This is a genomic window from Hymenobacter aquaticus, assembly GCF_004765605.1.
GTDB lineage: Bacteria > Bacteroidota > Bacteroidia > Cytophagales > Hymenobacteraceae > Hymenobacter > Hymenobacter aquaticus.
The window spans coordinates 1,927,813-1,953,791 of the sequence record NZ_SRLC01000001.1; the positions used below are offsets into that span (position 1 = coordinate 1,927,813).

At 65.0% G+C, this 25,979-nt stretch carries 22 protein-coding genes; 12 read left to right on the top strand and 10 right to left on the bottom strand.

The genetic code is table 11. The annotated features are described in order from the left end of the window. Nucleotides 1-101: 101 nt before the first annotated feature. Together E5K00_RS07935 and E5K00_RS07940 are read right to left on the bottom strand one after the other, a co-directional pair. Nucleotides 102-1,457, bottom strand: a complete 1,356-nt coding sequence (locus tag E5K00_RS07935) for an aminotransferase class III-fold pyridoxal phosphate-dependent enzyme (protein WP_135462698.1) — start codon at nucleotides 1,455-1,457, stop codon at nucleotides 102-104. A gap of 245 nt (nucleotides 1,458-1,702) precedes the next feature. Continuing rightward, the gene (locus E5K00_RS07940) at nucleotides 1,703-3,175 is read right to left on the bottom strand and encodes a CoA-acylating methylmalonate-semialdehyde dehydrogenase (RefSeq protein ID WP_245328236.1); all 1,473 of its coding nucleotides are present in this window, start codon (nucleotides 3,173-3,175) and stop codon (nucleotides 1,703-1,705) included. 304 nt (nucleotides 3,176-3,479) lie between these two features. Between E5K00_RS07940 and E5K00_RS07945 the strand changes: the two genes are divergently transcribed. The 5 genes from E5K00_RS07945 (at nucleotide 3,480) to E5K00_RS07965 (ending at nucleotide 8,118) form a co-directional block, all read left to right on the top strand. Beyond that, entirely contained in the window at nucleotides 3,480-4,085 is a 606-nt protein-coding gene (locus tag E5K00_RS07945) for a 2,3-bisphosphoglycerate-dependent phosphoglycerate mutase (protein WP_135462699.1), read from the top strand. Nucleotides 4,086-4,165: 80 nt separating this feature from the next. After that, a complete protein-coding gene (locus tag E5K00_RS07950; protein WP_135462700.1) occupies nucleotides 4,166-4,795 on the top strand; it encodes a bifunctional 4-hydroxy-2-oxoglutarate aldolase/2-dehydro-3-deoxy-phosphogluconate aldolase in 630 nt (209 codons plus the stop codon). A 199-nt stretch (nucleotides 4,796-4,994) separates the two neighbouring features. Next, entirely contained in the window at nucleotides 4,995-6,140 is a 1,146-nt protein-coding gene (dgoD, locus tag E5K00_RS07955) for a galactonate dehydratase (RefSeq protein WP_135462701.1), read from the top strand. Between the two features lie 46 nt (nucleotides 6,141-6,186). Beyond that, nucleotides 6,187-7,197, top strand: coding sequence for a 2-dehydro-3-deoxygalactonokinase (locus E5K00_RS07960; RefSeq protein ID WP_135462702.1), 1,011 nt, complete (start codon nucleotides 6,187-6,189; stop codon nucleotides 7,195-7,197). A 12-nt stretch (nucleotides 7,198-7,209) separates the two neighbouring features. Then, nucleotides 7,210-8,118, top strand: coding sequence for an SMP-30/gluconolactonase/LRE family protein (locus tag E5K00_RS07965; protein ID WP_135462703.1), 909 nt, complete (start codon nucleotides 7,210-7,212; stop codon nucleotides 8,116-8,118). Nucleotides 8,119-8,248: 130 nt separating this feature from the next. Here E5K00_RS07965 and E5K00_RS07970 read toward each other — a convergent pair whose 3' ends face one another. Further along, complete coding sequence (locus E5K00_RS07970; protein ID WP_135462704.1) at nucleotides 8,249-9,415, bottom strand: PAS domain-containing sensor histidine kinase; 1,167 nt, start codon at nucleotides 9,413-9,415, stop codon at nucleotides 8,249-8,251. A 3-nt stretch (nucleotides 9,416-9,418) separates the two neighbouring features. Further along, nucleotides 9,419-10,222 carry an alpha/beta fold hydrolase gene (locus E5K00_RS07975; protein ID WP_135462705.1) on the bottom strand — a complete coding sequence of 268 codons (804 nt, stop codon included), beginning with the start codon at nucleotides 10,220-10,222 and terminating at the stop codon, nucleotides 9,419-9,421. Between the two features lie 195 nt (nucleotides 10,223-10,417). Here E5K00_RS07975 and purU point away from each other — a divergent pair, with 195 nt between their 5' ends. The 3 genes from purU (at nucleotide 10,418) to E5K00_RS07990 (ending at nucleotide 14,436) form a co-directional block, all read left to right on the top strand. Then, nucleotides 10,418-11,272 carry a formyltetrahydrofolate deformylase gene (gene purU / locus E5K00_RS07980; RefSeq protein ID WP_210114285.1) on the top strand — a complete coding sequence of 285 codons (855 nt, stop codon included), beginning with the start codon at nucleotides 10,418-10,420 and terminating at the stop codon, nucleotides 11,270-11,272. A gap of 174 nt (nucleotides 11,273-11,446) precedes the next feature. Next, nucleotides 11,447-12,994 (top strand): SulP family inorganic anion transporter, encoded by a 1,548-nt coding sequence (locus tag E5K00_RS07985; protein ID WP_135462707.1) that lies wholly within the window; start codon nucleotides 11,447-11,449, stop codon nucleotides 12,992-12,994. A 299-nt stretch (nucleotides 12,995-13,293) separates the two neighbouring features. Continuing rightward, nucleotides 13,294-14,436, top strand: a complete 1,143-nt coding sequence (locus E5K00_RS07990) for an FAD-dependent oxidoreductase (protein ID WP_167856799.1) — start codon at nucleotides 13,294-13,296, stop codon at nucleotides 14,434-14,436. Nucleotides 14,437-14,614: 178 nt separating this feature from the next. Here E5K00_RS07990 and E5K00_RS07995 read toward each other — a convergent pair whose 3' ends face one another. From E5K00_RS07995 to uvrA, 3 genes are all read right to left on the bottom strand, one after another. Then, a complete protein-coding gene (locus E5K00_RS07995; protein ID WP_135462709.1) occupies nucleotides 14,615-15,433 on the bottom strand; it encodes an alpha/beta fold hydrolase in 819 nt (272 codons plus the stop codon). After that, nucleotides 15,426-16,856, bottom strand: coding sequence for a phytoene desaturase family protein (locus E5K00_RS08000; RefSeq protein WP_135462710.1), 1,431 nt, complete (start codon nucleotides 16,854-16,856; stop codon nucleotides 15,426-15,428). The genes E5K00_RS07995 and E5K00_RS08000 overlap by 8 nt, the downstream gene beginning before the upstream one ends. A 216-nt stretch (nucleotides 16,857-17,072) precedes the next feature. Further along, entirely contained in the window at nucleotides 17,073-19,616 is a 2,544-nt protein-coding gene (gene uvrA / locus E5K00_RS08005) for an excinuclease ABC subunit UvrA (protein ID WP_135462711.1), read from the bottom strand. Nucleotides 19,617-19,944: 328 nt separating this feature from the next. Here uvrA and E5K00_RS08010 point away from each other — a divergent pair, with 328 nt between their 5' ends. Continuing rightward, complete coding sequence (locus E5K00_RS08010; RefSeq protein WP_135462712.1) at nucleotides 19,945-20,472, top strand: hypothetical protein; 528 nt, start codon at nucleotides 19,945-19,947, stop codon at nucleotides 20,470-20,472. A gap of 158 nt (nucleotides 20,473-20,630) precedes the next feature. Here E5K00_RS08010 and msrB read toward each other — a convergent pair whose 3' ends face one another. Continuing rightward, nucleotides 20,631-21,071 (bottom strand): peptide-methionine (R)-S-oxide reductase MsrB, encoded by a 441-nt coding sequence (gene msrB, locus E5K00_RS08015; protein WP_135462713.1) that lies wholly within the window; start codon nucleotides 21,069-21,071, stop codon nucleotides 20,631-20,633. 215 nt (nucleotides 21,072-21,286) lie between these two features. Then, complete coding sequence (locus E5K00_RS08020; protein WP_135462714.1) at nucleotides 21,287-21,619, bottom strand: hypothetical protein; 333 nt, start codon at nucleotides 21,617-21,619, stop codon at nucleotides 21,287-21,289. Between the two features lie 205 nt (nucleotides 21,620-21,824). Between E5K00_RS08020 and E5K00_RS08025 the strand changes: the two genes are divergently transcribed. From E5K00_RS08025 to E5K00_RS08035, 3 genes are read left to right on the top strand one after another with little or no spacing between them, the layout of a single operon-like run. Continuing rightward, on the top strand, nucleotides 21,825-22,406 hold the full coding sequence (locus E5K00_RS08025; RefSeq protein WP_135462715.1) for a helix-turn-helix domain-containing protein: 582 nt from the start codon (nucleotides 21,825-21,827) through the stop codon (nucleotides 22,404-22,406). Nucleotides 22,407-22,452: 46 nt separating this feature from the next. Further along, nucleotides 22,453-24,165 carry an acyl-CoA synthetase gene (locus tag E5K00_RS08030; protein ID WP_135462716.1) on the top strand — a complete coding sequence of 571 codons (1,713 nt, stop codon included), beginning with the start codon at nucleotides 22,453-22,455 and terminating at the stop codon, nucleotides 24,163-24,165. Between the two features lie 12 nt (nucleotides 24,166-24,177). Then, on the top strand, nucleotides 24,178-24,558 hold the full coding sequence (locus tag E5K00_RS08035; RefSeq protein WP_135462717.1) for an NTF2 fold immunity protein: 381 nt from the start codon (nucleotides 24,178-24,180) through the stop codon (nucleotides 24,556-24,558). A gap of 11 nt (nucleotides 24,559-24,569) precedes the next feature. On the opposite strand, the gene E5K00_RS08040 is transcribed toward E5K00_RS08035, so the two are convergent. Further along, nucleotides 24,570-25,754 carry an MFS transporter gene (locus E5K00_RS08040; RefSeq protein ID WP_135462718.1) on the bottom strand — a complete coding sequence of 395 codons (1,185 nt, stop codon included), beginning with the start codon at nucleotides 25,752-25,754 and terminating at the stop codon, nucleotides 24,570-24,572. Nucleotides 25,755-25,979: the final 225 nt, after the last annotated feature.

Below are 25,979 nucleotides of genomic sequence, written 5' to 3' on the forward strand. Positions count from 1 at the left end.
TAGCGCGAACTTTGTAGTTCGCGTGCCAGAACGACTCGACTCAACGATTGTCGTTCTGGCACGCGAACTACAAAGTTCGCGCTACTTCCCAGCGGCACAACCTACCGCGTCACGTACTCGTCGGCGACGCTGATGGCCTGGGAAATGATGTCCAAGCCTTCGTCGAGCTCGTCCTTGGTGATGCTCAGCGGCGGGGCCACGAAAATGTAGTTCCAGCGCACGAAGGTGTACATGCCCAGCTCCTTGATTTTGGCCGCTACCTTGTTCATGATTTCCATCTGATTCGGGGCGGCGTTCCAGGGCGCCATCGGCTCCTTGGTGGCGCGGTTTTTCACCAGCTCGATGCAGCCGAACAAGCCCGTGTTGCGCCAGTCGCCGATGCTGGGGTGCTGGGCCATCAGGTCGCACATGCGGGCATCGAGGTGGCGGCCCAGGTTCACGGTATTGTCGAGCAGGTTGTCTTCCTCGTAGATGTCCAGCACGGCTACGGCGGCGGCGCACGACACCGGGTGGGCCGAGTAGGTTAGGCCCAGCGGCAGGGGCTTGTCGTCGAAGGACTTGGCAATGGCCTCGTCGACCATCACCGCGCCCAGGGGCAGGTAGCCGGCGGTAATGCCCTTGGCCATGCACATCAAATCCACTTTCACGCCGTGGTGGTCGGAGCCAAACCACTTGCCGGTGCGGCCGAAGCCGCTCATTACCTCATCGGCCACCAGCAGGATGCCGTACTTGTCGCAGATGGCCCGCACCCGCTGCCAGTATGTGGGCGGATACTTAATGCAGCCCGAAGTGCCCGACTCGCCTTCCAGGATAATGGCCGCGACGCTGCCCGGGTTTTCGTACTGAATAATGCGCTCCATGGCCGCCGCGGCCCGCTCGGCGCACTCCTCGGGCGTGCTGCTGTACCAGGGGCAGCGGTAGAAATACGGGTTTTCGACGTGGACCACGCCCGGCATGGCCTGGCTATCCACGGCAAACTTGCGCGGGTCGCCGCCGGCGCTGATGGCCCCGTAGCTGGCCCCGTGAAACGACTGGTACAGGGTCACAATCTTGTGGCGGCCGGTATACACGCGGGCCAGCTTGATGGCGTTTTCAATGGCCTCGGCTCCGCCCAGGGTGAAGAAAGCCTTGGTCAGGTTGGCGGGCGTGATTTCCGCCAGCTTCCGGCCCAGGTCGCCGCGGGCCTTGGTAATCATGCCCGGGTACACGTAGCTGAGCTCCCGCATCTGGGCGGCCACGGCTTCGGTCACGCGCTGGTCGCCGTGGCCGATGTTGACGTTCATCAGCTGCGACGAAAAGTCGATGTAACGCTTGCCGTCCCGGTCCCAGAGGTAGACGCCCTCGGCGCGCTCGGCGTTTATCGGGTTCAGCCCGCTTTGCTTCGACCAGGAAAACAGCGTGTGCTCCAGGTTGTCGTGCAGGATCTGGTCTTTATCGGTGTCGGTGTAGGTTTCCATTGGGGAGGGAAGAAGTTGTTCTAGAAAGCTAAAAGCTAGCTAGTTCCCCTCCTTTTTCAAGGAGGGGTGCCCGAAGGGCGGGGTGGTTAGCCAGTGGTAGAAGTCGTTGGGTGTTTATGCGAACTGTATTTAGCTCTAGAACCAGATATCGTTCTGCTGTTTCAACCACCCCTAGCCCCTCCTCATCTGAGGAGGGGAACTAGTTTTCTAGCTCTGGCTCAAAATAGCTCTGGCTCAAAATAGTTCTAGCTCATCCAGTTCACCCTTGACTCGGGGTTCCACTTGGTGGTGGTTTTCTTGAGCTGGGTCCAGAACTCGATGGAGCTTTTGCCGGTGATGTCGCAGGCACCGAACTTCGACTCGTTCCAGCCACCGAAGGAGAACGGCTCCCGCGGCACGGGCACGCCGATGTTGACGCCAATCATGCCGGCCGAGGCGTGGTCCATGACGTAGCGGGCTGAGCTGCCGCTGCTGGTGAATACGGCCGCGGCGTTGCCGTAGGGGTTGGCGTTTTCGATGGCCAGGGCCTCGTCCAGGGTGTTGGTGCGCATAATGGCCAGCACCGGGCCGAATACTTCCTCCTGAGCAATGCGCATGTCGGGCGTCACGTAATCGACTACCGTGGCGCCCACGTAGTAGCCGTCTTCGTGGCCGGGCACCACAGCATTGCGGCCGTCGAGCAGCACTTTGGCCCCGGCGGCTTCGGCCTCGGTGATGTGCTTTTCGATGCGCTCCTTGGCTTCCTTGCTGATGACGGAGCCCAGGTTCTGGCCGGGCACGATCTTGCGGGCTTCTTCCACGATTTTGGCCACGATGCCGTCCACCGCGCCCACGCCCACCATCGTGGAGCCGGCCATGCAGCGTTGCCCCGCGCAGCCCGACATGGAGGCGGCCACGTTGGAGGCCGTCATGTCGGGGTGGGCATCGGGTAGTACCATGAGGTGGTTTTTGGCCCCGCCCAGCGCCACGCAGCGTTTCAGGTTGCTGGTCGCCCGGATGTAGACCACTTTGGCAATGGCCGTGGAGCCCACGAACGACACGGCCTCGATGCCGGGATGGTCGCAGATGGCTTCCACGATTTCCCGGTCGCCGTGCACGATGTTGAGCACGCCGTCGGGCAGGCCGGCTTCCTTGAGCAGCTCGGCAATCTTGCCCGCGCTCAGCGGCACGACTTCCGAGGGCTTCAAAATCATGGTATTGCCCAGCACCAGGGCGTTGGGAATGGTCCAGTGCGGCACCATGTTGGGGAAGTTGAAAGGCGCGATGCTGGCCACCACGCCCAGGGGCTTGCGCTCCACGCGGGCCTCCACGCCCTTGCTTACTTCCAGAAACTCGCCCTGAATCAGTTGGGGCATGGAGCAGGCAAACTCGGTCAGCTCAATGGCCTTCTCGACTTCGGCGCGGGCTTCGTCGTAGGTTTTGCCGTTTTCCTCGCGCACCAGGTCGGCCAGCTCCTGCATGTCGCGCTCCAGCAGGGTTTTGTAGCGGTAAAAAATCTGGACCCGCTCCTTGATGGGCGTGGCCGACCAGGCGGGGAAGGCGGCTTTGGCAGCATCCACGGCTTGGCTGAGGGCCTCCATCCCGCTCAGGGGCACCGTCGAAATAACGGCCCCGCTCAGCGGACTAAACACTTCTAAGCTACGCGGTGTGCTGCTGTCCACAAACCGCCCGGCCACGTAATTCCGGACCGCGGGATACTTCAAAGTTTCGACTTCCATGTTAAGAAATTGTTAAGCGGTTGCAAGTAATGAGTTTGTTGCACTTATGCAAATACTTAGCGCGGGCCCGGCAACGCCTAAAATGTACTCGGCCGCGCGCTTTTTCGCAACCAAAGCCTGCCAATAATGCTACTACGGGCTTTCTGCAAACGTTTGTGGCCTTTGGCGGGCGTTTCAAACGGCAGCCAGCCCGGAGTTTCGGAGCCGCCGCGCCCGGAAAATTATCCGGGGCCGAGGTGGGATTCACGGGATGCTCACGCGCGGCAGCTACTATTGGGCCTTCTTTCCCTTAGCCCTTTTCGATATGGCGTTTCTTGTTTTAGTCCGCCACGGCCAGTCGGTGGCCAACCTGGCCAACGTATTCACGGGCTGGCTCGACGTGGTCCTTACGCCCCAGGGCGAGGACGAAGCCCGGGCGGCCGGCACCAAGCTGCGCGACTTCCACTTCGACCAGGCTTACTGCTCCACGCTCGTGCGCTCGAAGCGCACCCTGGAGCTGATTCTGGCCCAACTGCACCAGGATACGGTGCCGGTGCACGCCACCGACGCCCTGCGGGAACGGATGTACGGGGCGCTCCAGGGGCTCAACAAAACCGAAACCGTGCTCAAGTACGGCCAGGAGCAGGTCAACCGCTGGCGGCGCGGCTACGACGACGCGCCGCCCGAGGGTGAAACCCTGCACCATACCCAGGAGCGGGTGGTGAGCTACTATGAGCAGGAAATCGTGCCCCAGCTCCGGCTGGGCCGCCACGTGCTGGTCGTGTCGCACGGCAACACGCTGCGGGCCCTGCGCATGCAGCTCGAAGGGCTGAGCGTGGCCCAGGTGGAGGCCCTGGAAATTCCGACCGGGGGCGTGCGGGTGTACATCCTGACGCCGGAGCTGTCGATCAGCCGGATGTATGATCTGTAGGGGCGGGCACCAACGCGGGCCGGCGCAGTTGCGTTAAGCCCCGTGGTGCTGGTCCGTTTTTTCCCTTCTACCCTACCGCCATGACTGCTTCCGTGTTATCCCATCTGCTCGAGCACAAGCTCGTTTCCATTATCCGGGGCGCCAACCCTGACGACCTGGTCAGCATCGTGCGGGCCCTGCACGCGGGCGGCATCCGGTCGGTGGAAGTCACCATCAACTCGCCCAAGGCCCTGCGGGGAATTGAGCTGGTGGCCGACGAGCTGGGCGCGGAAATGATGGTGGGCGCCGGCACCGTGCTCGACCCCGAAACGGCCCGCCTGGCCCTGAACGCCGGGGCCCGGTTTATCATTTCGCCCACCCTGAACGTGAAAACCATCCGCCTGACCAAGCGCTACGGGGCCGTCAGCATTCCCGGCGCCTTCACGCCCACCGAAATCCTGACCGCCTACGAGCACGGCGCCGACATCGTCAAGGTGTTTCCGGCCTCGCTGGGCGCGGCGTACTTTAAAGACCTCAAAGGCCCGCTGCCCTTCATTCCGCTGATGCCGACGGGCGGCGTGAAGCTGGACAACATCCGCGAGTTCCGGCAGGCCGGGGCGGCGGCCTACGGGCTGGGCAGCGCCCTGGTCGATACCAGCAAGCCCGTGTCGGAGGAATACCTGCGGCAGCTCGCCCAAAAGGCCCAGCAGTTTGTGCAGGCTGTTTCATGATTCGCCAGAACGTCATGTCGAGCAACGCGAGACATCTCGCGTGCAATGGTAACTGATTACTACCGCAACGTCAGCACGCGAGATGTCTCGCTTAGGCTCTGCATGACGTGCTAGTCCCAACAACGTCAGCACGCGAGATGCTTCGCTTCGCTCTGCATGACGTTCTTTTTTCCCCTTCCTTCTTCTCCCCTTCCCTGCTATGAAAATCACCGGCTTCAAGTTGTATCAGGTGCCGCCGCGTTGGCTGTTTCTCAAGATTGAAACCGACGAAGGCCTGGTGGGCTGGGGCGAGCCGGTGATTGAGGGCCGGGCCGCCACCGTGGCCACGGCCGTGCAGGAGCTGATGGGCAGCTTGCTCGGGAAAAGTCCGCTGCCGATTGAGGACCACTGGAACGTGATGTACCGGGGCGGCTTTTACCGGGGCGGCCCCATTCTGATGAGCGCCATTGCCGGCATCGACCAGGCCCTGTGGGACATCAAGGGCAAGTTTTTCAACGCCCCGGTCTACGAGCTGCTCGGCGGCAAGGTCCGCGACACGATGCGGGTGTATTCCTGGATTGGCGGCGACCGGCCCCACGACGTGGGCCTGGCTGCCCAGGGCATGGTGGATAAGGGCTTTACGGCCGTGAAGATGAATGCCACCGACGAAATGGGCTACCTCGACTCCCACGCCAAAATCGACGCGGCCGTGGCCCGCATTGCCGCCGTGCGCGCCGTGGACCCTTATCTGGGCATCGGCGTCGACTTTCACGGGCGGGTGCACAAGCCCATGGCCAAGATGCTGGCCCGGGAGTTGGAGCCGTTCAAGCCCATGTTTATCGAGGAGCCGGTGCTGGCCGAAAACAACGAGGCCCTGCGCGACATTGCCCGCCACACCACCATTCCCATTGCCACCGGCGAAAGGATGTTTTCGCGCTGGGACTTCAAAAAGCTGCTCATCGAGGGCTACGCCGACATTATTCAGCCCGATTTGAGCCACGCCGGCGGCATTACGGAGTGCAAGAAAATCATCAGCATGGCCGAGGCCTTCGACGTGGCCGCCGCCCCGCACTGCCCGCTGGGCCCCATTGCCCTGGCCGCCTGCCTGCAAGTGGATGCCACCTGCCATAACGCCTTTATTCAGGAGCAGAGCCTGGGTATTCACTACAACGTCGGCAACGACCTGCTCGACTACCTCGTGGACCCGACCGTGTTTGAGTACCACAACGGCTACGCCAACATTCCCGGCGGGCCCGGCCTGGGCATCGAAATCAACGAGGAATACGTGCGGCAGCGCGCCCTGATCGGGCACGACTGGAAGAACCCCATCTGGCGCAACCCCGACGGCAGCGTGGCCGAGTGGTAGGGCCGCGGGGCTTAACCAATTCCGGCCGTCGGCAGTACTTATTGCTATGAACAACCTGACTCACTTCCTGAGCTGCGACTGGGGCACCTCCTCGTTTCGTCTGAAGCTGGTGGAGCTGGCCGGGCTGCGGGTGGTGGCCGCCGAGCAGTCGGAGGAAGGCAACGCGGCTACGTTCGAGCAGTGGCAGCAAGCCAAGCAGCCGCCCGAGCAGCGCCTGGGCTTCTACCTGAACGTGTTGCGCACCCACGCCCAGAAGCTGGAAAAGCAGGTTGGCCGGCCGCTGGCGGGCGTGCCGGTAGTCATTTCCGGCATGGCCTCCTCCACCGTGGGCATGCTGGAGCTGCCCTACAAGCCGTTTCCTTTCGCCGCCGACGGCTCCGACCTGACTACCCGGCTGCTGCCCGCTACTGCCGATTTCGACCACCCGGTGCTGTTGATTTCGGGGGTAAAAACCGACGACGACGTGATGCGCGGCGAGGAAGTGCAGCTGGTGGGCTGCCGCTTCGCGCCCACCGACCGGCCCCAGCTGTTTCTGCACCCCGGCACCCACGCCAAGCACGTGCTGGTGCAAGGCGGCCAGGCCACGGCGCTGAAAACCTACATGACCGGCGAATTTTTCGCCCTGCTGTCCAAGGAAAGCATTCTGGCCTCGGCGGTGGAAAAGAACGACGATTTTCAGCGCCCGGAACACGCCCGGGCTTTCGAGCGGGGCGTGCAAGCCAGCCAGACCGACAACCTGCTGCACAACGCCTTTCTGGTGCGCACCAACCGGCTGTTCGACAAGCTCAGCGCCCCCGAAAACTTCTACTTTCTCAGTGGCCTGCTCATTGGCTACGAGCTGAGCAGCTTCCCACCCGACTTTACCGGCCCGGTGGTGCTGGCCGGCGAAAAAGCCCTGGTAGCGTCTTACGAAGCGGCCCTGCGCCTGCTGGGCATCACCGATAAAGTGGCTTCCGTGACGGTGAAACAGGCTGCGGAAGTGACGCTGCGGGGCCAGGCCGCCGTGCTGGAGCGGGCCGTAGCGGCCGGCCAGCTTTCTGCTCCCCACCCCTGGTAAACCGGTAAACCGATGGCTGTTTCCTCCTCCCCTGAGCAACTCCCGAGCGTGCGCGTAGTGCTGGCCGCCCAGGCTCAGCTGGGCGAAGGCGCCATCTGGAACCCGCAGGATGAGAAGCTGTACTGGGTGGATATTGAGGGCCGGATCCTGCACATTTTCGACCCGGCCACCGGCCAGCACCGGCAGCTGCCGACCGGCTCCCGCGTGGGCACGGTGGTGCCGGCCCGGGGCGGCGAGGTGCTCCTGGCCCAGCAAAACGGCCTGCACCGCCTCAACGTGCTGACCGGGGAAAGCACGCTGCTGGTCAACCCGCTAAACCCGCTGACGCAGCCCAGCCTGCGCTTCAACGACGGCAAGTGCGACCCGGCCGGCCGCTTCTGGGCCGGCACCCTGGATATGGACGGCCAGCCCCACCGCGCGGCCCTCTACCGCCTCGATACCGACGGCACGCTGCACACCATGCTCACTGAGGTTAGCATTTCCAACGGCCTGGCCTGGACTTCCGACCGGCGTACGATGTACTACACCGACACACCCACCCACGTGGTGCAGGCCTTCGACTACGACGACGCCACCGGCCACATCAGCAGCCCCCGGCCCGTCATCCGTATCCCGGAAACCGACGGCGCGCCCGACGGCATGACCATCGACGCGGAGGGTAACCTCTGGATTGCCCTCTGGGGCGGGGCGCGGGTGGTGTGCTACGACCCCACTACGGGCCAGCAGCAACACAGCATTCCGGTGCCCGCGCCCCACACCACGTCCTGCGCCTTTGGCGGCCCGGGCCTGCGCACGTTGTTCATCACCTCGGCCCGCCAGGATTTGTCGAAAGAGCAGCTGGAAGAATTTCCGCTCAGCGGCAACGTGTTTGCCGTGGAGCCCGGCGTGGCCGGCGTACCGGCCAACACGTACTTGGGCTAGGCTGAGTGGACAGCAAGGCTTTTTGCTCCTATTCCGGCCGTCATACCGAGCATTCTGCGCATCAAGCAGAGTGCTCGGCACGGCGTTCTATAAACCTACTATCCATACAGCCTGGCATGGGCCCCACTCCCTACGCTTCCGGAAAATACAGCCGAAACGTGGTGCCCTCCCCCACGACGCTGTCGACCTCGGCCCGGCCGCCGGCCTGCTGCACCAGGCGCCGGACCAGGTACAGACCCATGCCCGAGCCGTCGACTTCGGGGTGAAACCGGCGGAACAGCTGGAACACCTCCTCCCCGTGGCGGTGCAGGTCGATGCCCCGGCCATTGTCGCGCACCAGCAGCACGGGCCCGCCGGTGGTGAGCGTGGTGCTGACCAGCACCCGGGGCCGCCGGCCGGGCTGGGCATATTTCAGGGCGTTGCTGAGCAGGTTGTAGAGGATGCTGTGCAGGCTGGTGCGGGGCAGCCGCAGGGTGGGCACCGCCGCGAAATCCAGCACGAAATCGGCCGTGGCGGCAGCCTGCAGACTCCGCACGATGTCCTGGGTAAACGAGTGCAGGTCGATGGCGTCTTCCGGGCCCTGGTCGGGCTGGCGCTGGAGCTGCACCACGTCGGTCATGCCCTCGATGGTGCTCAGAATCTGCCGCAGCGCCTCCTCAAACATGTTCATCATGCCGGCCGCGTCGGGGTCGTGAAAGGTGGCCGTGCGCTTGAGCTCCTCAAACAACCCCACCATGTTGCTGGCCGGCTGCTTGAGGTCGTGCGAGGCGGTGTAGACGAAGTTGTCCAGCTCGGCATTGATGCGCAGCAGCTCGGCGTTTTTCACGGTCAGCAGCTCGCGCTGGGCTTCGGCCTCGGCTTTGGCCCGCAGCAGCTCCTGCTCGTACTTGCGCCGGTCGGTGATGTCGAACAGCGTGACGCGCACCACCAGGGGCTCGCCGCGCGCGTCGCGCCGCAGGTTGGCGTTCAGCAGCACGGCCAGCCGGCGGCCGTCGCGGCACTGGAGCTGGTAGCTGATTTCCCGCACCTGGTCTTGCAGCAGCAGCAGCGGGGCGCAGTACGTTTCGTAGTGCAGGCGGGCTCCCACCGTCAGCAGATCCTGCAGGCAACGGCGCGCCACCAGCTCCTGCCGGGAGTAGCCCAGCCAGGTCAGCAGCGTCTGGTTGAGCTTGACCAGCGTGCCATCGGGCAGGCAGGAGCAGTAGCCGCAGGGCGCGTTGTCGTAGAGCTCATCCAGGTTTTCCTCGGTCAGCCGCAGGTCTAGTTCAAACTCGGAATCCAGGTCGTCAATACTCATGCGCTAGGCGGGCTCCGGCGCCAGAAAGTGGTTGATGGCCTCGATGGTGGGCTGCGGGGCGCTCAGGTGCGGGCAGTGCCCGGAGGTTTCAATCAGCACCAGCGTGCTGCCGGGCAGCTGCCGGTGCAGGTAGTCGCCCACGGCCCGGGGCGCCAGCGCGTCGTGGGCGCACTGCAGAATCAGGGCCGGCACGCGCAGGCGCGGCAGGTCGGCGCGGTTGTCGGACAGGAACGTGACGCGGGCGAAGTGGCGGGCAATGCTGGGGTCGGTGCGGCAGAAGCTGTTGTGCAGCTCCTCGGCCAGCTCGGGCCGGTCGGGGTGGCCCATAATCACGGGCGTGATACCCGCCGACCAGCCCAGGTAGTTGCTGTCCATGGCGTCGAGCAGCTCCTGAATGTCGGCCGGCTCGAAGCCGCCGACGTAGCCCTCGTCGTTGAGGTAGCGCGGGGACGGGGCCACGAACACCAGCCGGGCCACGCGCGCGGGCTCCCGAATGGCGGCCAGCATCACAATCATGGCGCTGACGGAGTGGCCCACCAGCACGGCCTGCTCCACCCGCAGCTCGCGCAGCACGGCCAGCACGTCCTCGGCGTGGGCGGCCAGCGTGTCGTAGCGCTTGGGGTGGTAGGCCGCCAGGTCCGACTGCCCGGCCCCGACCAGATCGAGCAGCACCACTTGGTAGCGGCTTTCGAAGGCCGGGGCCACCAGCCGCCACATGTGCTGGTCGCAGCCGAAGCCGTGCACGAACAGGATGGTCTGCTCGCCCGAGCCCGACACGGTGACGTTGTTGCGCTTGAGAATATTCATAGAAGCTTGCTCAGCGGTTGGCCCGCTCATTCGAGCCGGCTGCCCCTCTATACTCGGCTTTGAAGGTAGCGGTTGCTCATTGCGGATCTACTACTCCGCCGGACAAAAGCAGCCGGCCAGTTGGCGGAGCTGGGAAATCAAGCCGCCGGGGCTACATTTACGATCTTGCCCCGTGTTTCCCTAGCCTTTCGCGCCGTGTCTGCTGCTGTTGCCTCGCCCTCCTTTATTCTGCTGATCCGCTGCCCCGACGAGCCGGGCCTGGTGTTTAAAATCACCGGCGTGCTGTTTGCCCACGGCCTGAACATCGTGCGCAACGGGGAGTTCGTGGAGCGCGCCGACAACACGTTTTTCATGCGGACCGAGTTTGCCGGCTCGTTTGAGGCGGCGGCGCTGCTGGCCCGGCTGCGCGAGGCGCTGCCCGCCGCGGCCCACATCCGTTTGGCCGACAACCAGCCCAAAGACGTGGTGCTGATGGCCACCAAGGAGCACCACTGCCTGAGCGAGCTGCTGGTGCGCCACGCCTTCGGCGAGCTGAATGCCCGCGTCGTGGCCGTCATCAGCAACTACCCCAAGCTGGGCGACCTGACCCGGCGCTTCGACCTGCCGTTTCATTACATCACCCACGAGGGCAAAACCCGGGAAACCCACGAGGCCGAGGTGCTGGCCGTGCTGGCCCACTACCAGCCCGAGTTTGTGGTGCTGGCCAAGTACATGCGGATTCTGTCGTCCGACTTTGTGGCCCACTACGCCAATCGGCTCATCAACATTCACCACTCGTTTCTGCCGGCTTTCGTGGGGGCCAGCCCCTACGCCCAGGCCTACGCGCGGGGCGTGAAAATCATCGGGGCCACGGCCCACTTCGTGAACGAGCAGCTCGACCAGGGGCCCATCATTGCCCAGAGCGTCATCCCGATTGACCACACCCAGAGCGCCAGCGAAATGGCCCAGGCCGGGCGCGACGTGGAGAAAATCGTGCTGGCCCGCTCCCTGCAGCTGGTCTTTGCCGAGCAGGTTTTCGTGCACCACAACAAAACCATCATTTTCGATTAAGGCCCCGCGCTGCGCTTATTTCGACCGGGCGGCGTACTTTTACGGCTGCTTATGCTGTATTACTCCTCCCCTATTTTCAAGCTCACCCCACCCTGAGGACTGGCCCGCCTGCCCCCGGCCGCCGCTTCCACCCGGAAGCGTGCGGCTTTTCTTTTGCCTTTCACTCAGCGTTTTATGTTTTCTTCTTTCTCCCCCGCCTCCTATCTGGCTCAGTACCAGCGCAACGTTAAAAATGAAATTCTGGCCGGCCTGACTACGGCGCTGGCCCTGGTGCCGGAAGTGGTGGCCTTTGCCCTGCTGGCCCACATCAGCCCCTTGGTGGGCATTGGCTCAGCCTTCGTTATTTGCCTTATCACCAGCGTATTCGGCGGGCGGCCCGGCATGATTTCGGGCGCGGCCGGCTCGGTGGCCGTCGTAATCGTGGCCCTGGTGGCCCAGCACGGGGTCGACTACCTGTTTGCGGCGGTGCTGCTCATGGGCCTGATTCAGATTGGCGTCGGGCTGCTGCGCTTCGGCAAATTCATCCGCCTGGTACCCCAGCCTGTTGTCTATGGCTTCGTCAACGGCCTGGCCGTCATTATTTTCATGGCTCAGCTGGAGCAGTTCAAGGCGCGCGACGCGGCCGGGGTCGAGCACTGGCTCAGCGGCCCCGCGCTCGGGCTGATGCTGGGCCTGGTGGCCCTGACGATGGCCATCGTGTACTTTCTGCCTAAGCTTACCAAGGCCGTACCGGCTTCGCTCACGGCCATCGTGGTGGTGTCGGCCCTGGTTATCGGGGGCGGGCTCCACACCAAGTCGGTGGGCGACATTGCCTCCATTGCCGGCGGCCTGCCCCGGCTGCACTGGCCCCAGGTGCCGCTTACCTGGGCCACGCTGGCGCTGGTGTTTCCCTATGCCCTGATTATGGCCCTGGTGGGCCTCACCGAAAGCCTGCTGACGCTAACCGTCGTGGATGAAATGACCGACACCCGGGGCCGGGGCAACCAGGACTGCGTGGCCCAGGGCTTAGCCAACGTGGCCTCGGGCCTGACGGGCGGCATGGGCGGCTGCGCCATGATCGGGCAAACGATGGTCAACCTGGAATCGGGCGGACGAGGGCGGCTGTCGGGGGTAGTGGCGGCCGGGGCCCTGGCGCTGTTTGTGGTAGTGGGCGCGCCCGTGATTGAGCGGCTGCCGCTGGCGGCGCTGGTGGGCGTGATGTTCATGGTCGTCATCGGCACCTTCGAGTGGGCCAGCCTGCGGATTCTGCGCCGTATGCCGCGCACCGACGTGCTGGTAATGCTGCTCGTGACCCTGGTAACGGCCGTGTCGCAGAACCTGGCCCTGGCCGTGCTGCTGGGCGTGGTGGTGTCGGCGCTGGCCTTTGCCTGGGAAAACGCCAAGCGCATCCGGGCCCGCAAGCACGTCGATGCCCAGGGCGTGAAGCACTACGAAATCTACGGGCCGCTGTTTTTCGGGTCGGTGCAGGCCTTCACCGATAAGTTCGACGTGGCCGCCGACCCGGCCGAAATCATCATCGACTTCCGCGAAAGCCGGGTGGCCGACATGTCGGGCATCGACGCGCTGCACAAGCTCACCGAGCGGTACCAGCGCCTGGGCAAAACCCTGCACCTGCGCCACCTCAGCCCCGACTGCCGCCAGCTGCTGCGCAACGCCGGCGCCCTGATTGAGGTCAATATCCTGGAAGACCCCGGGTACCGGGTAGCCACCAGCGCGGGCTAGGCGGCGCGGCGGCGGCAGGGCGCGGGTATGCTCCAGAATGCGCCAGCCCAGCCGCCGGGGCCGGGAGAGAAACGGCAGGCCGCAGACCACGTAGTCGGGTAAAGTCAGCACCCGGTCGGCCCGGAACCGCCGGGGCAGGCCGTACGGTGGCAACCCGCTTTTGGAGTCCGGGTGGCCGGAGACGAAAACGGGTGGCTCTGCCGGGCCGGCAGATGCGGCCGTTCGGGGTTTGTGCCGTATGTTTAGCCGTTCTGCCCCTATCCCGGCCCTATCTTTCCGCCCCGACTCCTCAACTATCTATGCAGCTTCCCGGACTCATTATTGGTGGTGGCATTGCGGGCCTGACCACGGCCCTGGCCTTGCAGCGGCGGGGCCTGGCCGTGACGGTGTGCGAGTCGGCGCCGGAGATAAAGCCGCTGGGGGCCGGCATCTGGATGGCCCCCAACGCCATGCAGGTGTTTCACCGCCTGGGCATTGCCGACAAGATCAACGCGGGCGGGGTGCCGCTGCGCAACATCCAGGTGGTCGATGCCCGGATGCAGCCCATCATGCGCACCGACCAGGAGCGGGTGCGGCAGCGCTTTGGTTACACCACCACGGCCATCCGGCGGGCCCGTCTGCAGGAAACGCTGCTGGCCGAGCTAGCGCCCGGCACGGTGCTGCTGGCCAAAACCCTGGCCAGCTTCACCCAGCACGAGCAGGGCGTCACGGTGCACTTCACCGACGGCAGCGTGTTGCAGGCGGGCTACCTGGTGGCCGCCGACGGCATTCATTCGGCCGTGCGGGGCGTTTTGTTTCCCGGCGCCCGGTTTGCCAGCACCGGCCACATCGTGTGGCGGGGCATTTCGCCGGTGCGGCTGCGGCCCGAGTTTCAGCAGTCCATCATGGAGGCCTGGGCCCACGGGGTGCGGTTCGGGTTTTCGGAAATAGCCGACGGCGTGGTCGACTGGTTTGTGGGCGAATACGCGCCGGGCGTGACCTCCTACCCCCAGGGCCTGAAAAACCACCTGCTCGACTTGTTCCGCGACTTTGCCTACCCCATCACGACCATTCTGGAGGCCGCCGACGAGGCCCGCATCATCCGCAACGAAATAACCGACTTCGACCCGATTCCGAGCTGGAGCCAGGGCAAGGTGTGCCTGATTGGCGACGCCGCCCACGCCTCGACGCCCTACATGGGCCAGGGCGGCTGCCAGGCCGTGGAAGATGCCTTTGCCCTGGCCCAGTGCCTGGAGCAGGAAGCCACCGTGGAACAGGCCTTTGCCGCCATGCAGCGCCTGCGCCGCGCCAAGGCCCTGCACATCGTGCGCACCTCCCGCCTCATGGGCAAAGTGGGCTATCTGCAGCACGCCCCGGCCGCGCTGCGCAACTTCATTATCCGCACGACGCCTTCCTTTATCATCGAGCAGCAGTTTCGGCGGGTGTACCAGCTTAACTTCTAAAGCAACTTCCGGGTGAGCGCACGAGGTAGAGACGCAACATTTTGCGTCTCGTCGTTGAACGAGAGCAGCTTACGGCCCTCCTGTTGCTTAAACGCCCTATTGCGTCTTGTCGTCGCCCGAAGTTGTCCGGCGATACTGCCGCCAGTCGTTCAACGAGGAGACGCAAGATGTTGCGTCTCTACAGCGCCTGGTGAAATTCGCGGATGGCGGCGGCCGTTTCGGCGGCCTGGTGCAGCGCCATCCAGTGGCCCGCGCCGGGCAGCACCCGCAGCTGGGCGTGCGGGATAAAGCGCTGCAACGAATGAGCCTGCGACAAAGGGAAATGCTTGTCCTTTTCGGCCCACAGAATGAGCACGGGGCAGCTGATCTGGCGGTACCACTCGGGCAGGCGCTTGAGCTGGCCTTCGTAGCCGGCGCACATGCGGATGATGAATTGCCGCACCGCCGGCCGCCGAAACGAACTCCACATATCCTGGCTCGCCGCCGCGCTGATCGTCGCGCCGGCGGGCAGAAACGTGCGCCGGGCCCGCCGAAACACCAGCCACGGAAAATGGCGCAGCAGCAGCTTATTGACCCCAAACCGCCGCAGCCACTCGATTTCCCAGGACGTTTCGACCGCGCCATCGACCAGGGAGTTCATCACCACCACGCTACGCACCCGTTCGGGGTAGACGGCCGCGAAAACCAGAGCCGGCTGCCCGCCCATGTCCTGGCCCACGAGGTGTACTTTATCGAGCTGCCAGAAGTCGAGCAGCTGCAGCAGGCGGCGGGCCACCAGCAAGGGTGTGGCCCCGCCGGCCCAGTCGTCGCTCTGGCCCATGCCGGGCCAGTCGAAGGCAATAACCTGCTTCTCGGGGGCCAGCAGCGGCGCCAGCTGACTGAACACCTGCAAGGTATCGGGGTAGCCGTGCAGCAGCAATACCGCTTCGCCCTGGCCCAGGCGGGCTACGCGCAGCTGCTTGCCGGGCCGGGGCTGCTCCTGGGTGGTGCTAAGCATGGCGCGGAAAGTCTTGGGCCAGACAATCGGCGGCCAGCACCCCGGAAATGGCGCAGAAGCTCACCCACTGGCCCGGGTGGGTGGCGCTGCCCGTCAGGTAGAGGCCGCGCACCAGCGGGCTACGGTGGGCCAGGCGGCCCTGGCGCATGAATTTGGCCGTCATCACCGGGTTCATGCTGTCGTGGTAAAGCGTAAACTCGCGGCCCCACTCGAAGGTGGTGCGGCGGTGCAGCACGCGGTACTCGGCAACGTTTTCCTGCCACCACGGGTCGACCAGCAGCTCGTCCATCAGCTCCCGCTGCCCATCTGGGCCCAGGGCCGCGGCCGTGGCGTGGTCGAGGGGCGCGATGAGGCGGGCTGGGTACCAGCCGTCCTGGGCCAGCTCGGGGGCCAGCAGGCCAGGCTGCACGAAGGCCGTGCAGCCGGTGCCGCGCAGCTTGAAGCGGATGTAGTAGGGCGGATTCAGCCCCCGCACGGCCAGATACACGCACACGCCCGGCGACTGCAGCGGCAGGGCTTCCAGCTTCTGCTTTTCCTTCGGCGCAATATCCCGCACCAGCTCGGTGTACGTCCCGATGCCGGCCGCGTTGGAAATAATGGCCGCGGCCGGAACAACCTCGCCGACGGTGGTTGCCACGCCCGTCACGGCCCCCTTGCTGGTGTGGATGCGGGCTACTTTGGTGCCGTAGGAAATGACGACGCCGGCTTCCCGGGCCGTTTTTTCCAGCAGCTCCGGAATGGCCCGCATGCCACCCACCGGGTAAAACGAGCCCACGTGGTGAAACAGCCCCGGCACGAAGGCCATCGGGCTGGGCGCTTCCCGCACGGGCTGGCCGGCAATGTGGGTCCAGATGCTGATGCCCTTGCGCACGGGCAGCGGCAGGGCGGCGCGCTCCAGCACCGCGCCCAAAGAGCTGAGCAGAAACGGCACGTGCCGCCACCCGCCGGCCCGCAGCACCGCCAGCGGCGTGGGGTGGTTGGTAAACGTGAGCGGCTTCATGATCTGGTGAATCCGGAAGGTGCGGTCCACGAAATCGGCGTAGCGGGCCCCGCTGCCGGGGTGCTGGGTGTCGAAGCGGGCCGCCGTGGCCGCCAGGCTCCGGTCGAAGGCGGTGGTAGAGCCGTCTTCCTGCAACACGTGGTACACGGCTTCGATGGGCCGCAGCGGCAGGGCTTCAGGCGGGATACTCAATTGCTGAAATGCCCAGGCCAGCCCCGGCTGGTCGAGCAGGATGTAGGGACCTGAATCGAAGGAAAAGCCCTGTAGGGTGAAGCCCGAGGCCAGCCCGCCGCCCTGCTCCCGGGCTTCCAGCAGCCGCACCGGGTAGCCCAGCCGGGCCAGGCGAATGGCGGCGCTCAGGCCGCCAATACCGGCCCCGATGATGAGAATAGGAGTTGGGGCGGAGGCGGGTAATGGGGGCATGCAGCGGGGAGAAAAGTAGCAGCAGGCAAGATACGGCGGGCCAGGAAAGGGTGGCCACTTCCGGCGGGCCGCGAAGGAAAAATAACGTCGTGGCAAGTGAAGCAGAACAACGAAAACAAAGCGCCACTCCGGGCATCCTGGGCGTCAGACAGCGGTTGAGACTACTATTGCACGCACAGATTCCTCGCGGGACTCGGAACGCCCCGCTTCCTTCCGCTACCCTTTCCCGCCCAGAAACCGCCGCAGGTGCGGGGCCGTGCGGCTTTCCTTCACCTGCGCCACCCGGGCCGGCGGGCCGGCCGCCACGATTTTTCCGCCTTCGTCGCCGGCCCCGGGCCCGATGTCCAGCACCCAGTCGGAGCCGGCCACCACGCGCATGTCGTGCTCCACGACGATAACCGTGTTGCCGGCTTCCACCAGGCCGTCGAGCTGGGTGAGGAGCTTTTCCACGTCGGAGGGGTGCAGGCCGGTGGTGGGCTCGTCGAGGATGTAGAGCGAGTTGCCGCGCTGGGCCCGTTGCAGCTCGGTAGCCAGCTTGATGCGCTGGGCCTCGCCCCCGCTCAGCTCGGTGGCGGGCTGGCCCAGGCGCAGGTAGCCCAGGCCCACTTCGCGCAGCACCGTGAGGGCGCGCTGCACGGCGGGCTCATCGGCAAAAAAGGCCCAGGCGTCATCCACGGTCAGGCCCAGCACCTGGGCAATGTTCAGGTCGCGGTAGGTTATTTCCAGGGTTTGGGCGTTGTAGCGGGCCCCGTGGCACACCGGGCAGGGCGCGTAGACGCTGGGCAGAAACAGCAGCTCCACCATCACGAAGCCTTCCCCCTGGCAATTCTCGCAGCGCCCCTTGGCCACGTTGAAGGAAAACCGGCCCGCGTCGTAGCGCCGCTTTTTGGCCGCGGGCGTGGCGGCAAACAGCTTGCGCACGTGGTCGAACAGGCCGGTGTAGGTGGCCATGTTGGAGCGCGGGGTGCGGCCGATGGGCTTCTGATCCACGCGCACCAGGCGCTTGATCTGCTCCAGACCCGCCACGATGCGGCCCCCGGTGGTTTGGGGCGCGGCCCGCTCCAGCGGGTCGGCCTCCTCTTCCTCGGCCGCTACGTCCTGGCCCAGGTGCTCGGCTACCAGCTCCACCAGCACCTGGCTTACCAGGCTCGACTTGCCCGAGCCCGACACGCCCGTGACGGTGGTAAACACGCCCAGCGGAAACTCCGCGCTGAGATTATCAAGGTTATTGCGCGTGACGCCCTGCAGCTTCAGCCAGCCGCGGGGCTGGCGCGGGGTGCGGACTTCGGCGGCAGTTTCGTTGAACAAGTAGCGGCGGGTTTGGGAAGACTCAACGTCTGCCAGCCCGGCGGGCGGGCCGCTGTAGAGCACTTCCCCACCCTGCTCCCCGGCGGCCGGGCCCACGTCCACGAGCCAGTCGGCCTGGCGGATAACGTCCAGGTTGTGCTCGACCACGAACAGCGAGTTGCCGGCTTTTTTCAGGCTGGCCAGGGCTTTGAGCAGGGCTTCGGTATCGGAGGGGTGCAGGCCGGCGGAAGGCTCGTCGAGCACGTAGACCACCCCGAACAGGTTGGAATAGAGCTGGGTGGCCAGGCGCAGGCGCTGCAACTCGCCCGGCGACAACGTGGGCGTGCTGCGCTCCAGGGCCAGGTAGCCCAGGCCCAGATCCAGCAGCACGGCCAGGCGGGCGCAGAGGTCTTCGGCAATGCGCTGGGCCACGATGGTTTGCTCGGGGTGGGCCGCGTCGTGCTTGCGGCGGCCGGGGGCGGTGCCGTCGGCGAAGGGCCGCAGCAGGCCGGCCACCCGCTTGAGCGGCAGGCGCGACATGTCGGCAATGTCGAGGCCGGCGAACGTGACGGCCAGCGACTCGGGCCGCAGCCGCTTGCCGTGGCACACCGGGCACTCGGTGCTGACCATGTACTGCAAGGCCCGCTTTTTCATCAGGGGGCTTTGGGTGGTGGCGAAGGTGTGCAGCACGTGGCGCTTCACCCCCGTGAAGGTGCCCATGTAGTTCGGCGGCTCCCGGCGCTTCAGGGCCCGCTGGGTTTCCTGGGGCGAATAGCCGGGGTACACCGGCACTACGGGCTGCTCGTCAGTAAACAGAATCCAGTCCCGGTCCTTTTGCGGCAAGTCCTGCCAGGGCGTATCCACGTCGTAGCCCAGGGTCACGAGGATGTCGCGCTGGTTTTGGCCGCCCCAGGCCTGGGGCCAGGCCGCAATGGCCCGCTCCCGGATGGTGAGCGTGGGGTCGGGCACCATGCTGTGCTCCGTGACTTCGTAGAGGCGGCCCAGGCCGTGGCACTGCGGGCAGGCACCCTCGGGCGTGTTGGGCGAAAAGCCCTCAGCGTACACGATGCCCTGGCCCGCGGGGTAGTCGCCGGCCCGGGAGTAGAGCATGCGCAGCAGGTTCGACAGGGTGGTGACCGAGCCCACCGACGAGCGGGTAGTGGGCGTGCCGCGCTGCTGCTGCAACGCCACGGCCGGCGGCAGCCCGTCGATGCTGTCCACCTCGGGCACGGCCATCTGGTGAAACAGCCGCCGCGCGTAGGGCGACACCGACTCCAGGTAGCGGCGCTGGGCCTCGGCGTAGAGCGTACCAAACGCCAGAGAGGACTTGCCCGAGCCCGACACGCCGGTAAACACCACCAGCGCGTCGCGCGGAATGTCGACGTCGACGTCTTTGAGGTTGTGTTCCCGGGCCCCGCGCACGCGCACGAAACCGGTGAAGTCGGAAGAGGAATCTGAAGTAGGTGTCGCCATGAGCTGCGGACAAGTCCGAAAAGTGTTGGTGGCTATACTGCGCAAACTGTTCATGGGTTAACGCCGAGGTGGCCCCCAGCGGCTTCTGATCCGACCAGGCACTAGGCCGGGTGCATATTGTATGGCTTGTCTATACCTAAATCTTCTGAAACGTTAGTAGTCCAGGAAACTCATCACACCTCTGCGTTTCCTGAACTTTGCACAGTGAACCAGTTTCTTGAACTCAATTTGGTCTGTAGGACCACTTTGCCGTGCCAGCAGACGAGCATGGGCAGTAGTTCAGGAAAAGGAGGGTATGTTTGGCTGTTTAAAATTGGCAGACAGAAGAATGGAAGAACAGGAAGAGCCTTACGGCATCGACAAGGACTATGCGCATCCAAGAGCACTTGAATTGGCACCAGAGGATTTCTTCTGGGATTGCGGGGATGAATTGGCCCCTTTCGGGTCGGACGAAGGGGACATGGCATTAAGTGAGTTCAGAGAGTGGCGCAAAGAGAATCCCGCGCTGCCAGTCATAGACTGTTTAGTGTGGACAATTGAAAGCGTTGGAGAAATGCCGGTAGAAGAGTACAGCGACGCCCTTCTTTCTGAGAGCAAAATCACGGCGCAGATTGCCGATAAGGATTTCGATGATGCACAATACATCTATGTCCTTGATACCTCTGTCATCGCTACTGGCTTTGCCCAATTAGTGGACGAAGGCCAAATAGACGCTGCTTGCAAACCCTTTATTCAGCGTGCTATCCAGCGGTTGACGACGTGGAGCGAGCTAACAGATAGTATGCTGCCGCAAAGCAACGTCAAAGAGTACCACGCGAAATTGCAAGTGTTGCAGCGCATCCTGCAGCAGGCATAATAGGCCGTTAGCTATCCTGAGGTTAGCTAACGCCAGCGCAATAAAGATGCTTTCTAATTCCCCTCGAATATGGGAAATGCAGCCGCTTAAGTTCAAGAAAACGGTGGTTTACGTTTTCTGTGCGGACGCTATTCCTATTAAAGATGTATTCCATCTTCTCACACCCGCACCAAACTTGCCGAATTGATGCAGTATCGCAGCCCGGCCGGGGCCGGGCCGTCCGGAAACACGTGGCCCAGGTGGCCGCCGCAGACGTTGCAGCGCACCTCCACCCGCTGCATGTGGTGCGTGTCGTCGAAGTGGTAGCGGATGGCACTGGGGGCCGCGGGCTGGGTGAAGCTGGGCCAGCCGGATATGGCGTGGTACTTGGTGGCCGCGTCGAACAGCAAGCTGCCGCAGCCGGCGCACTGGTAGCGGCCGGGCTCGTAGCTGCGGCAGTAGGCGTTGCGGTAGGGCGGCTCGGTGTGGTGCTGGCGCAGCACCTGGTATTGGGCGGGCGTCAGCGCAGCAGCCCATTCCGCCTCGGTTTTTTCCACCCGCCGGGGCGGCTCGGGGTTGCCGTATTTGGCAAAAGTCAGCACGTCGATCCAGCGGAGCATGGGTAAAAAAGGCGTGTAGCGACGCGTATTCGCGTCTGGTCGTGGAACAAAGTCTGTCAAGCCACCCGCTGAGACCCGCTGGCGCGTGCCCCCGCTGGCGCGCCCGTTCGCGCAACAGAGGCGAGCGGCCCGGCTCCTTCGCGTCAGCGACGCGAAACCGAAAAGCACGCGGCAAAGACGCGCGCTAGCTGAGTCTCCCCACTCCCCCAGCCGCCCTACGGGTTCATCAGCAGAAACAGCAGGTTGTGGAACACGATGCCCACTTCCCCATCGTGGCTGCCGTAGAGGCCGGCGTCTTCCAGCAATTCTTCCACTTCCTGGTAATCTTCCACGAACTCCAGCTCCACCTCGTCCGAGTCCTCTTCCAGGAAGGTGTAGGTGAGGTAGCGGCGGCGCTTTTCCAGGGTCACGAACAGGCGGCGGCGCGGGGTCTGGGCAATCAGCAGCGCGTCGTGGGGCTCCAGGTCGCCGTCGGCGGTTTGGGTGTAGACGGTGGTTTTCTCCTCGTCGGCGGCGTGGTGAAAGAAGGTGGTCGGGTCGAGGCTCATGGGGCAAGTATACGGGGCCGGAGCCGATTTGCGCCGGCCGCCGCGCATTAGCACCACGCATTTTATTTTTCGGGAAGGCTAACCAGGATTAACGTTTTCCATTTCGTTTTTTGGAAAGGCTAATTAGGATTAACGTTTACGATTTCGTTTTTTCAATACGCTAATCATGTTTCCTACAGCCTCGCCGGTTCTTGTATCAGTCGGTATGTTGAGAAAATCGTATTCTACCTCCCGGGCGGCGGCGGTGCGGCGGTATTTCGCGTTGTCGCAGCTGGAGCTGGCCCGCTTTCTGGGCGTCACGCGGGGGCAGGTAGCCCACGTGGAAGCCGGCCGCAGCACGTTTTCCGATACCGTGTACTGCCGGCTGCGCGTGCTGGAGGGCCTGATGCACGCCCTGCCGACGACCCCGGCCGAGCCCCGGGCCCTGCCCCTGCCCGCCGACCTGAAGCCCCTGCGTCAACGGTTGCTCCGCTGCCGCTACCTGGCGGCCAACGTGCGCTACCAGCTCGAAGACCACCACCGCTACGCCCAGACGCACGCCGACCGGCTGCTGGCCCTGGCCCGGCTGCGGAGCGTGCTCTTCCCCGCCTCTCCGCCGCCGCTGGTAGACCCGGCCGCCGACCCGCCCCGGGACCAAAAATGGCTTACCCGCCTCGAATTCGATACGGCGGTAGCCCCGGCCCCGCTCAGCGCCGCCGAGCGGGCCCTGCTGGAGCTGCGCCTGCGCCACCTGGAAGAGGAAGCTGCCCTGCTCGCCGCCCTGCTGCCGCCCGTTCCACCGGCGTAGGCCCGTGCCCCGTATGCTTTCTATTCCTTAGCTTCTGCCCCACCCCATGCACGACTATTTCCAGCAGTTTCAGCGCCTGACCGAGGCCGGCCACTACGATGCGCTGGCCCGGCTACCGGTACCCAAGCCCGAGTTTTTCAACTGGACCGCCGACATCTTCGAGGGTCTGCACACGGCCCGGCACCCGCACAAGGAAGCCCTGGTGCTGGTCGGCGACGACGATGATGGCGCGCCGGAGCGCTACACCTACCAGCAGCTCAGCACCCGGGCCAACGGGCTGCTGCACTTCTGGCGCGGCCAGGGCATCGGGGCCGGGCAGGCGGTGCTGCTGATGGTGCCGGTGGTGGCCGAGCTGTGGCTGACGTACCTGGCCGGCATCAAGGGCGGGCAGGTGCTGATTCCGACGGCCACCATCATGGCCGTGCCCGACCTGGCTTACCGCTTCAGCCGCCTGCTGCCCGCCGTGGTTATTGCCGACCTGGAAAACGCCGAGAAGATTGACCAGGCCGAGGCGCTCCACGGCCAGAAGATTCCGCTCAAGATGCTGGTCGGCAACGCCGCCGCGCGGCCGGGCTGGGTAAGCTTCCCGGCCACCGACGCGGCCCCGGAGCCGGTGGCCCCGGCCCCCACCCGCGCCGACGACCCGCTGTTTCTGTTCTTTACCTCCGGCACCACGGGCCTGCCCAAAATCGTGACCCACACCCACTTTTCCTACCCGGTGGGCCACCTCAGCACCGCCGCCTGGATTGGAGTGCGGCCCTCGGACACTCACTGCAACATTTCGCAGGCCGGCTGGGCCAAGTTTGCCTGGAGCAGCTTTTTCGCGCCCCTGAGCGTGGGCGCCACCCTGCTGGTGTACCGCCAAACGGGCAAATTCGCGGCCCCGCCCCTGCTGCGGGCCCTGGCCCAGCACGGCGTCACCACGTTTTGCGCCCCGCCCACGGTGCTGCGCCTGCTCATTCTGGAAGACCTGACCCAATACCAATTCAGCTTCCGGGAGTGCGTCAGCGCCGGCGAGCCGCTGAACCCCGAAGTCATTGAAGCCTGGCAGCGCGGCACGGGCCGGCTGATCCGGGACGGGTACGGGCAAACGGAAAGCACCGCTATGGTCTACAACTTGCCCGGTAGCCGGGTGCAGCTGGGTTCCATGGGCCGGCCATCTTTTCTGTACGACGTGGTTATTGCCGACGACGAAGGCCGCGTGCTGCCCGACACCGAGGAGGGCCACATTGCCGTGCGCATGGATACGGGCCGGCCCAACGGCATTTTCAAGGAGTACTTCGGCGAGCCAGAGCGCGGAGCCAGCGTGTTTCGCCACGGCCTTTACTACACCGGCGACAAAGCATACCGCACCCCCGACGGCTACCTCTGGTTCGTGGGCCGCGACGACGACGTTATCAAGTCCTCGGACTACCGCGTGGGCCCCTTCGAGGTGGAAAGCGCCCTGGTCGAGCACCCGGCCGTGGTGGAAGCCGCCGTGGTAGGCTCGCCCCACCCCATCAAGGGCCACGAAATCAAGGCCTACGTGATTCTGCACCCCGATTCGGAGGCCGGGGAGGCGCTGGCTACGGCGCTGTTTGCCTTTTGCCGCGCCCAGCTGGCGCCCTACAAGATGCCCCGGATTCTGGAGTTCGTGCCGGAGCTGCCCAAGACCATCAGCGGCAAAATCCGAAGGGTGGAGCTGCGCGCCCAGGAAGCCCAGCGCCGGCAGAGCGGAGCGGCTGGCGAGCAGGAGTATTTTTACCGCAAGCCGCAGTAGCGCGAACTTGCTATGATGACTAACTACTTCCCACTGGTAGCAGCCTTTTTCCTTCTGGCTACCCTCACTGCCCATGCCCAGCACTTTCGGGGCCGCCTCGTACTCGGCGAGGAAATAGCCCGGCGGCGCGTAGAACAAGCCGGCCTGGAAAAGCTACCCGTTTCTTCGACTGTAGTCCCCGATACCGCCACGGCTTTTGCCATAGCCGAGCAGGTTGTTTTCAGCAAGTACGGCCGAAAGCAGATTGTCGCGCAACGGCCCTACGAAGCCTATCTGGTGGATGGCTACTGGTGCATCAGCGGCACCCTGCCCTGGGGCTACGTTGGCGGCACCTTCACTGTCATACTCAACGCGGCTACCTACCGGGTCGCCAAGGTGTATCACCAGCAATAACGCGCCATTGACTACACCCGGGCGACCTTACGCGTGGCCCACAAGCCCAGCACCGGCCCCGGGGCCAGCAGCAAAAACAGGTACTGCCCGGCCACATAGCCTTGCAGCAACCCGAACACCTGCAAGCTCACAATCGTCAGGGCGAAGCCCAGGCAGGTAACCAGCGTGAGGGCCGTGCCCTTGATGGCCGCCGGGGCCTGCTGGGCCACCAGGGCCGAAAACTGGGGCGAATCGGCCACGACGGCCAGGCCCCAGACCAGCACGGCGGCCCCAAACAGCGGCGGCGGCAGCCGCAGCAGCACGGGGCTCAGCACGCAGCACGCCCCCGACACTGCCAGCGCCAGCCGGGCCGGGCGCAACGAGCCCCAGCGCTGGGCCAGGTAGCCGCTGCCCACGCAGGCCCCGGCCCCGGCGGCAATGGTGGCAAAGGCCAGCCCGGCCGGCAGTGGGCCGGCCGCCGGGTGCAGCCGCTGGTACACGCTCAACAGCAGCGGCACGAAAGCCCAGAACGTGTAGAGCTCCCACATGTGGCCGAAGTAGCCCAGGGCCGCCGCCCGAAACGGCGCGTGCCGCCACATGCCGCGCACGGCGCTCAGCTGCAGCCGGCTGCCGGGCCGCCGAAACGGGCCGTTGGGCACCAGCAGCCAGAGCAGCACCCCGCCGGCGGCCGCCAACGCCGAAGTGGCCAGCACTACCGCCGCCCAGGGCAGCCCGGCCCCGAGCCAGCGCAGGCCGTGGGGCAAAGCCGTGCCCAGCACCAGCGCCCCCACCAGAAACCCCAGGGCCTTGCCCAGCCCGCCGGCGTAGTAGTCGGCCGCTATTTTCATGCCCACCGGGTAGATGCCGGCCAGGCACAGCCCCGTGGCAAACCGCAGCCCCAGCAACCCCAGCGCACTCAGCCCCGGCAGCAGCAAGCCCAGGTTGGCCACGCTGCCGGCCAGGGCGCTGAGCAGAAACAGGCGGGCCGGCGGCACCCGGTCGGCTAGGGTGAGCAGGGCAAACAGGAGCGTGCCCGCAATGAAGCCCAGCTGCACCGCCGACACCACCCCGCCCAGGCTAACTCCGCGCAGGTGGGCGTGGCGCAGCAGGTCGGGCAGCACGCTGTTGCCGGCAAACCAGAGCGAGGTACCGGCAAACTGGGCGAAGACAATAACGGGCAGAATCCAGGGGCGGGGGCGACAGTCGGCGGGTTGCAAAAATTGGGGCGGGTGGGCGGGAAAGGTGGGCGCTTTCCGGGGTGGGACGGGAATTCAAACCTACGCAAAACCCTCCGGCCTGCTGCCGCCGGGCCTCCACGAAAACAGCCCGACGCGCGGCGCTACGGCAAGGCGGCAGTTGTCACCCGCCGCCCTGCGTACCTGCCTAGAGCAGTTTCTAAGGTGATGTCCACGCTGTAGAGACGCAATATTTTGCGTCTCCTC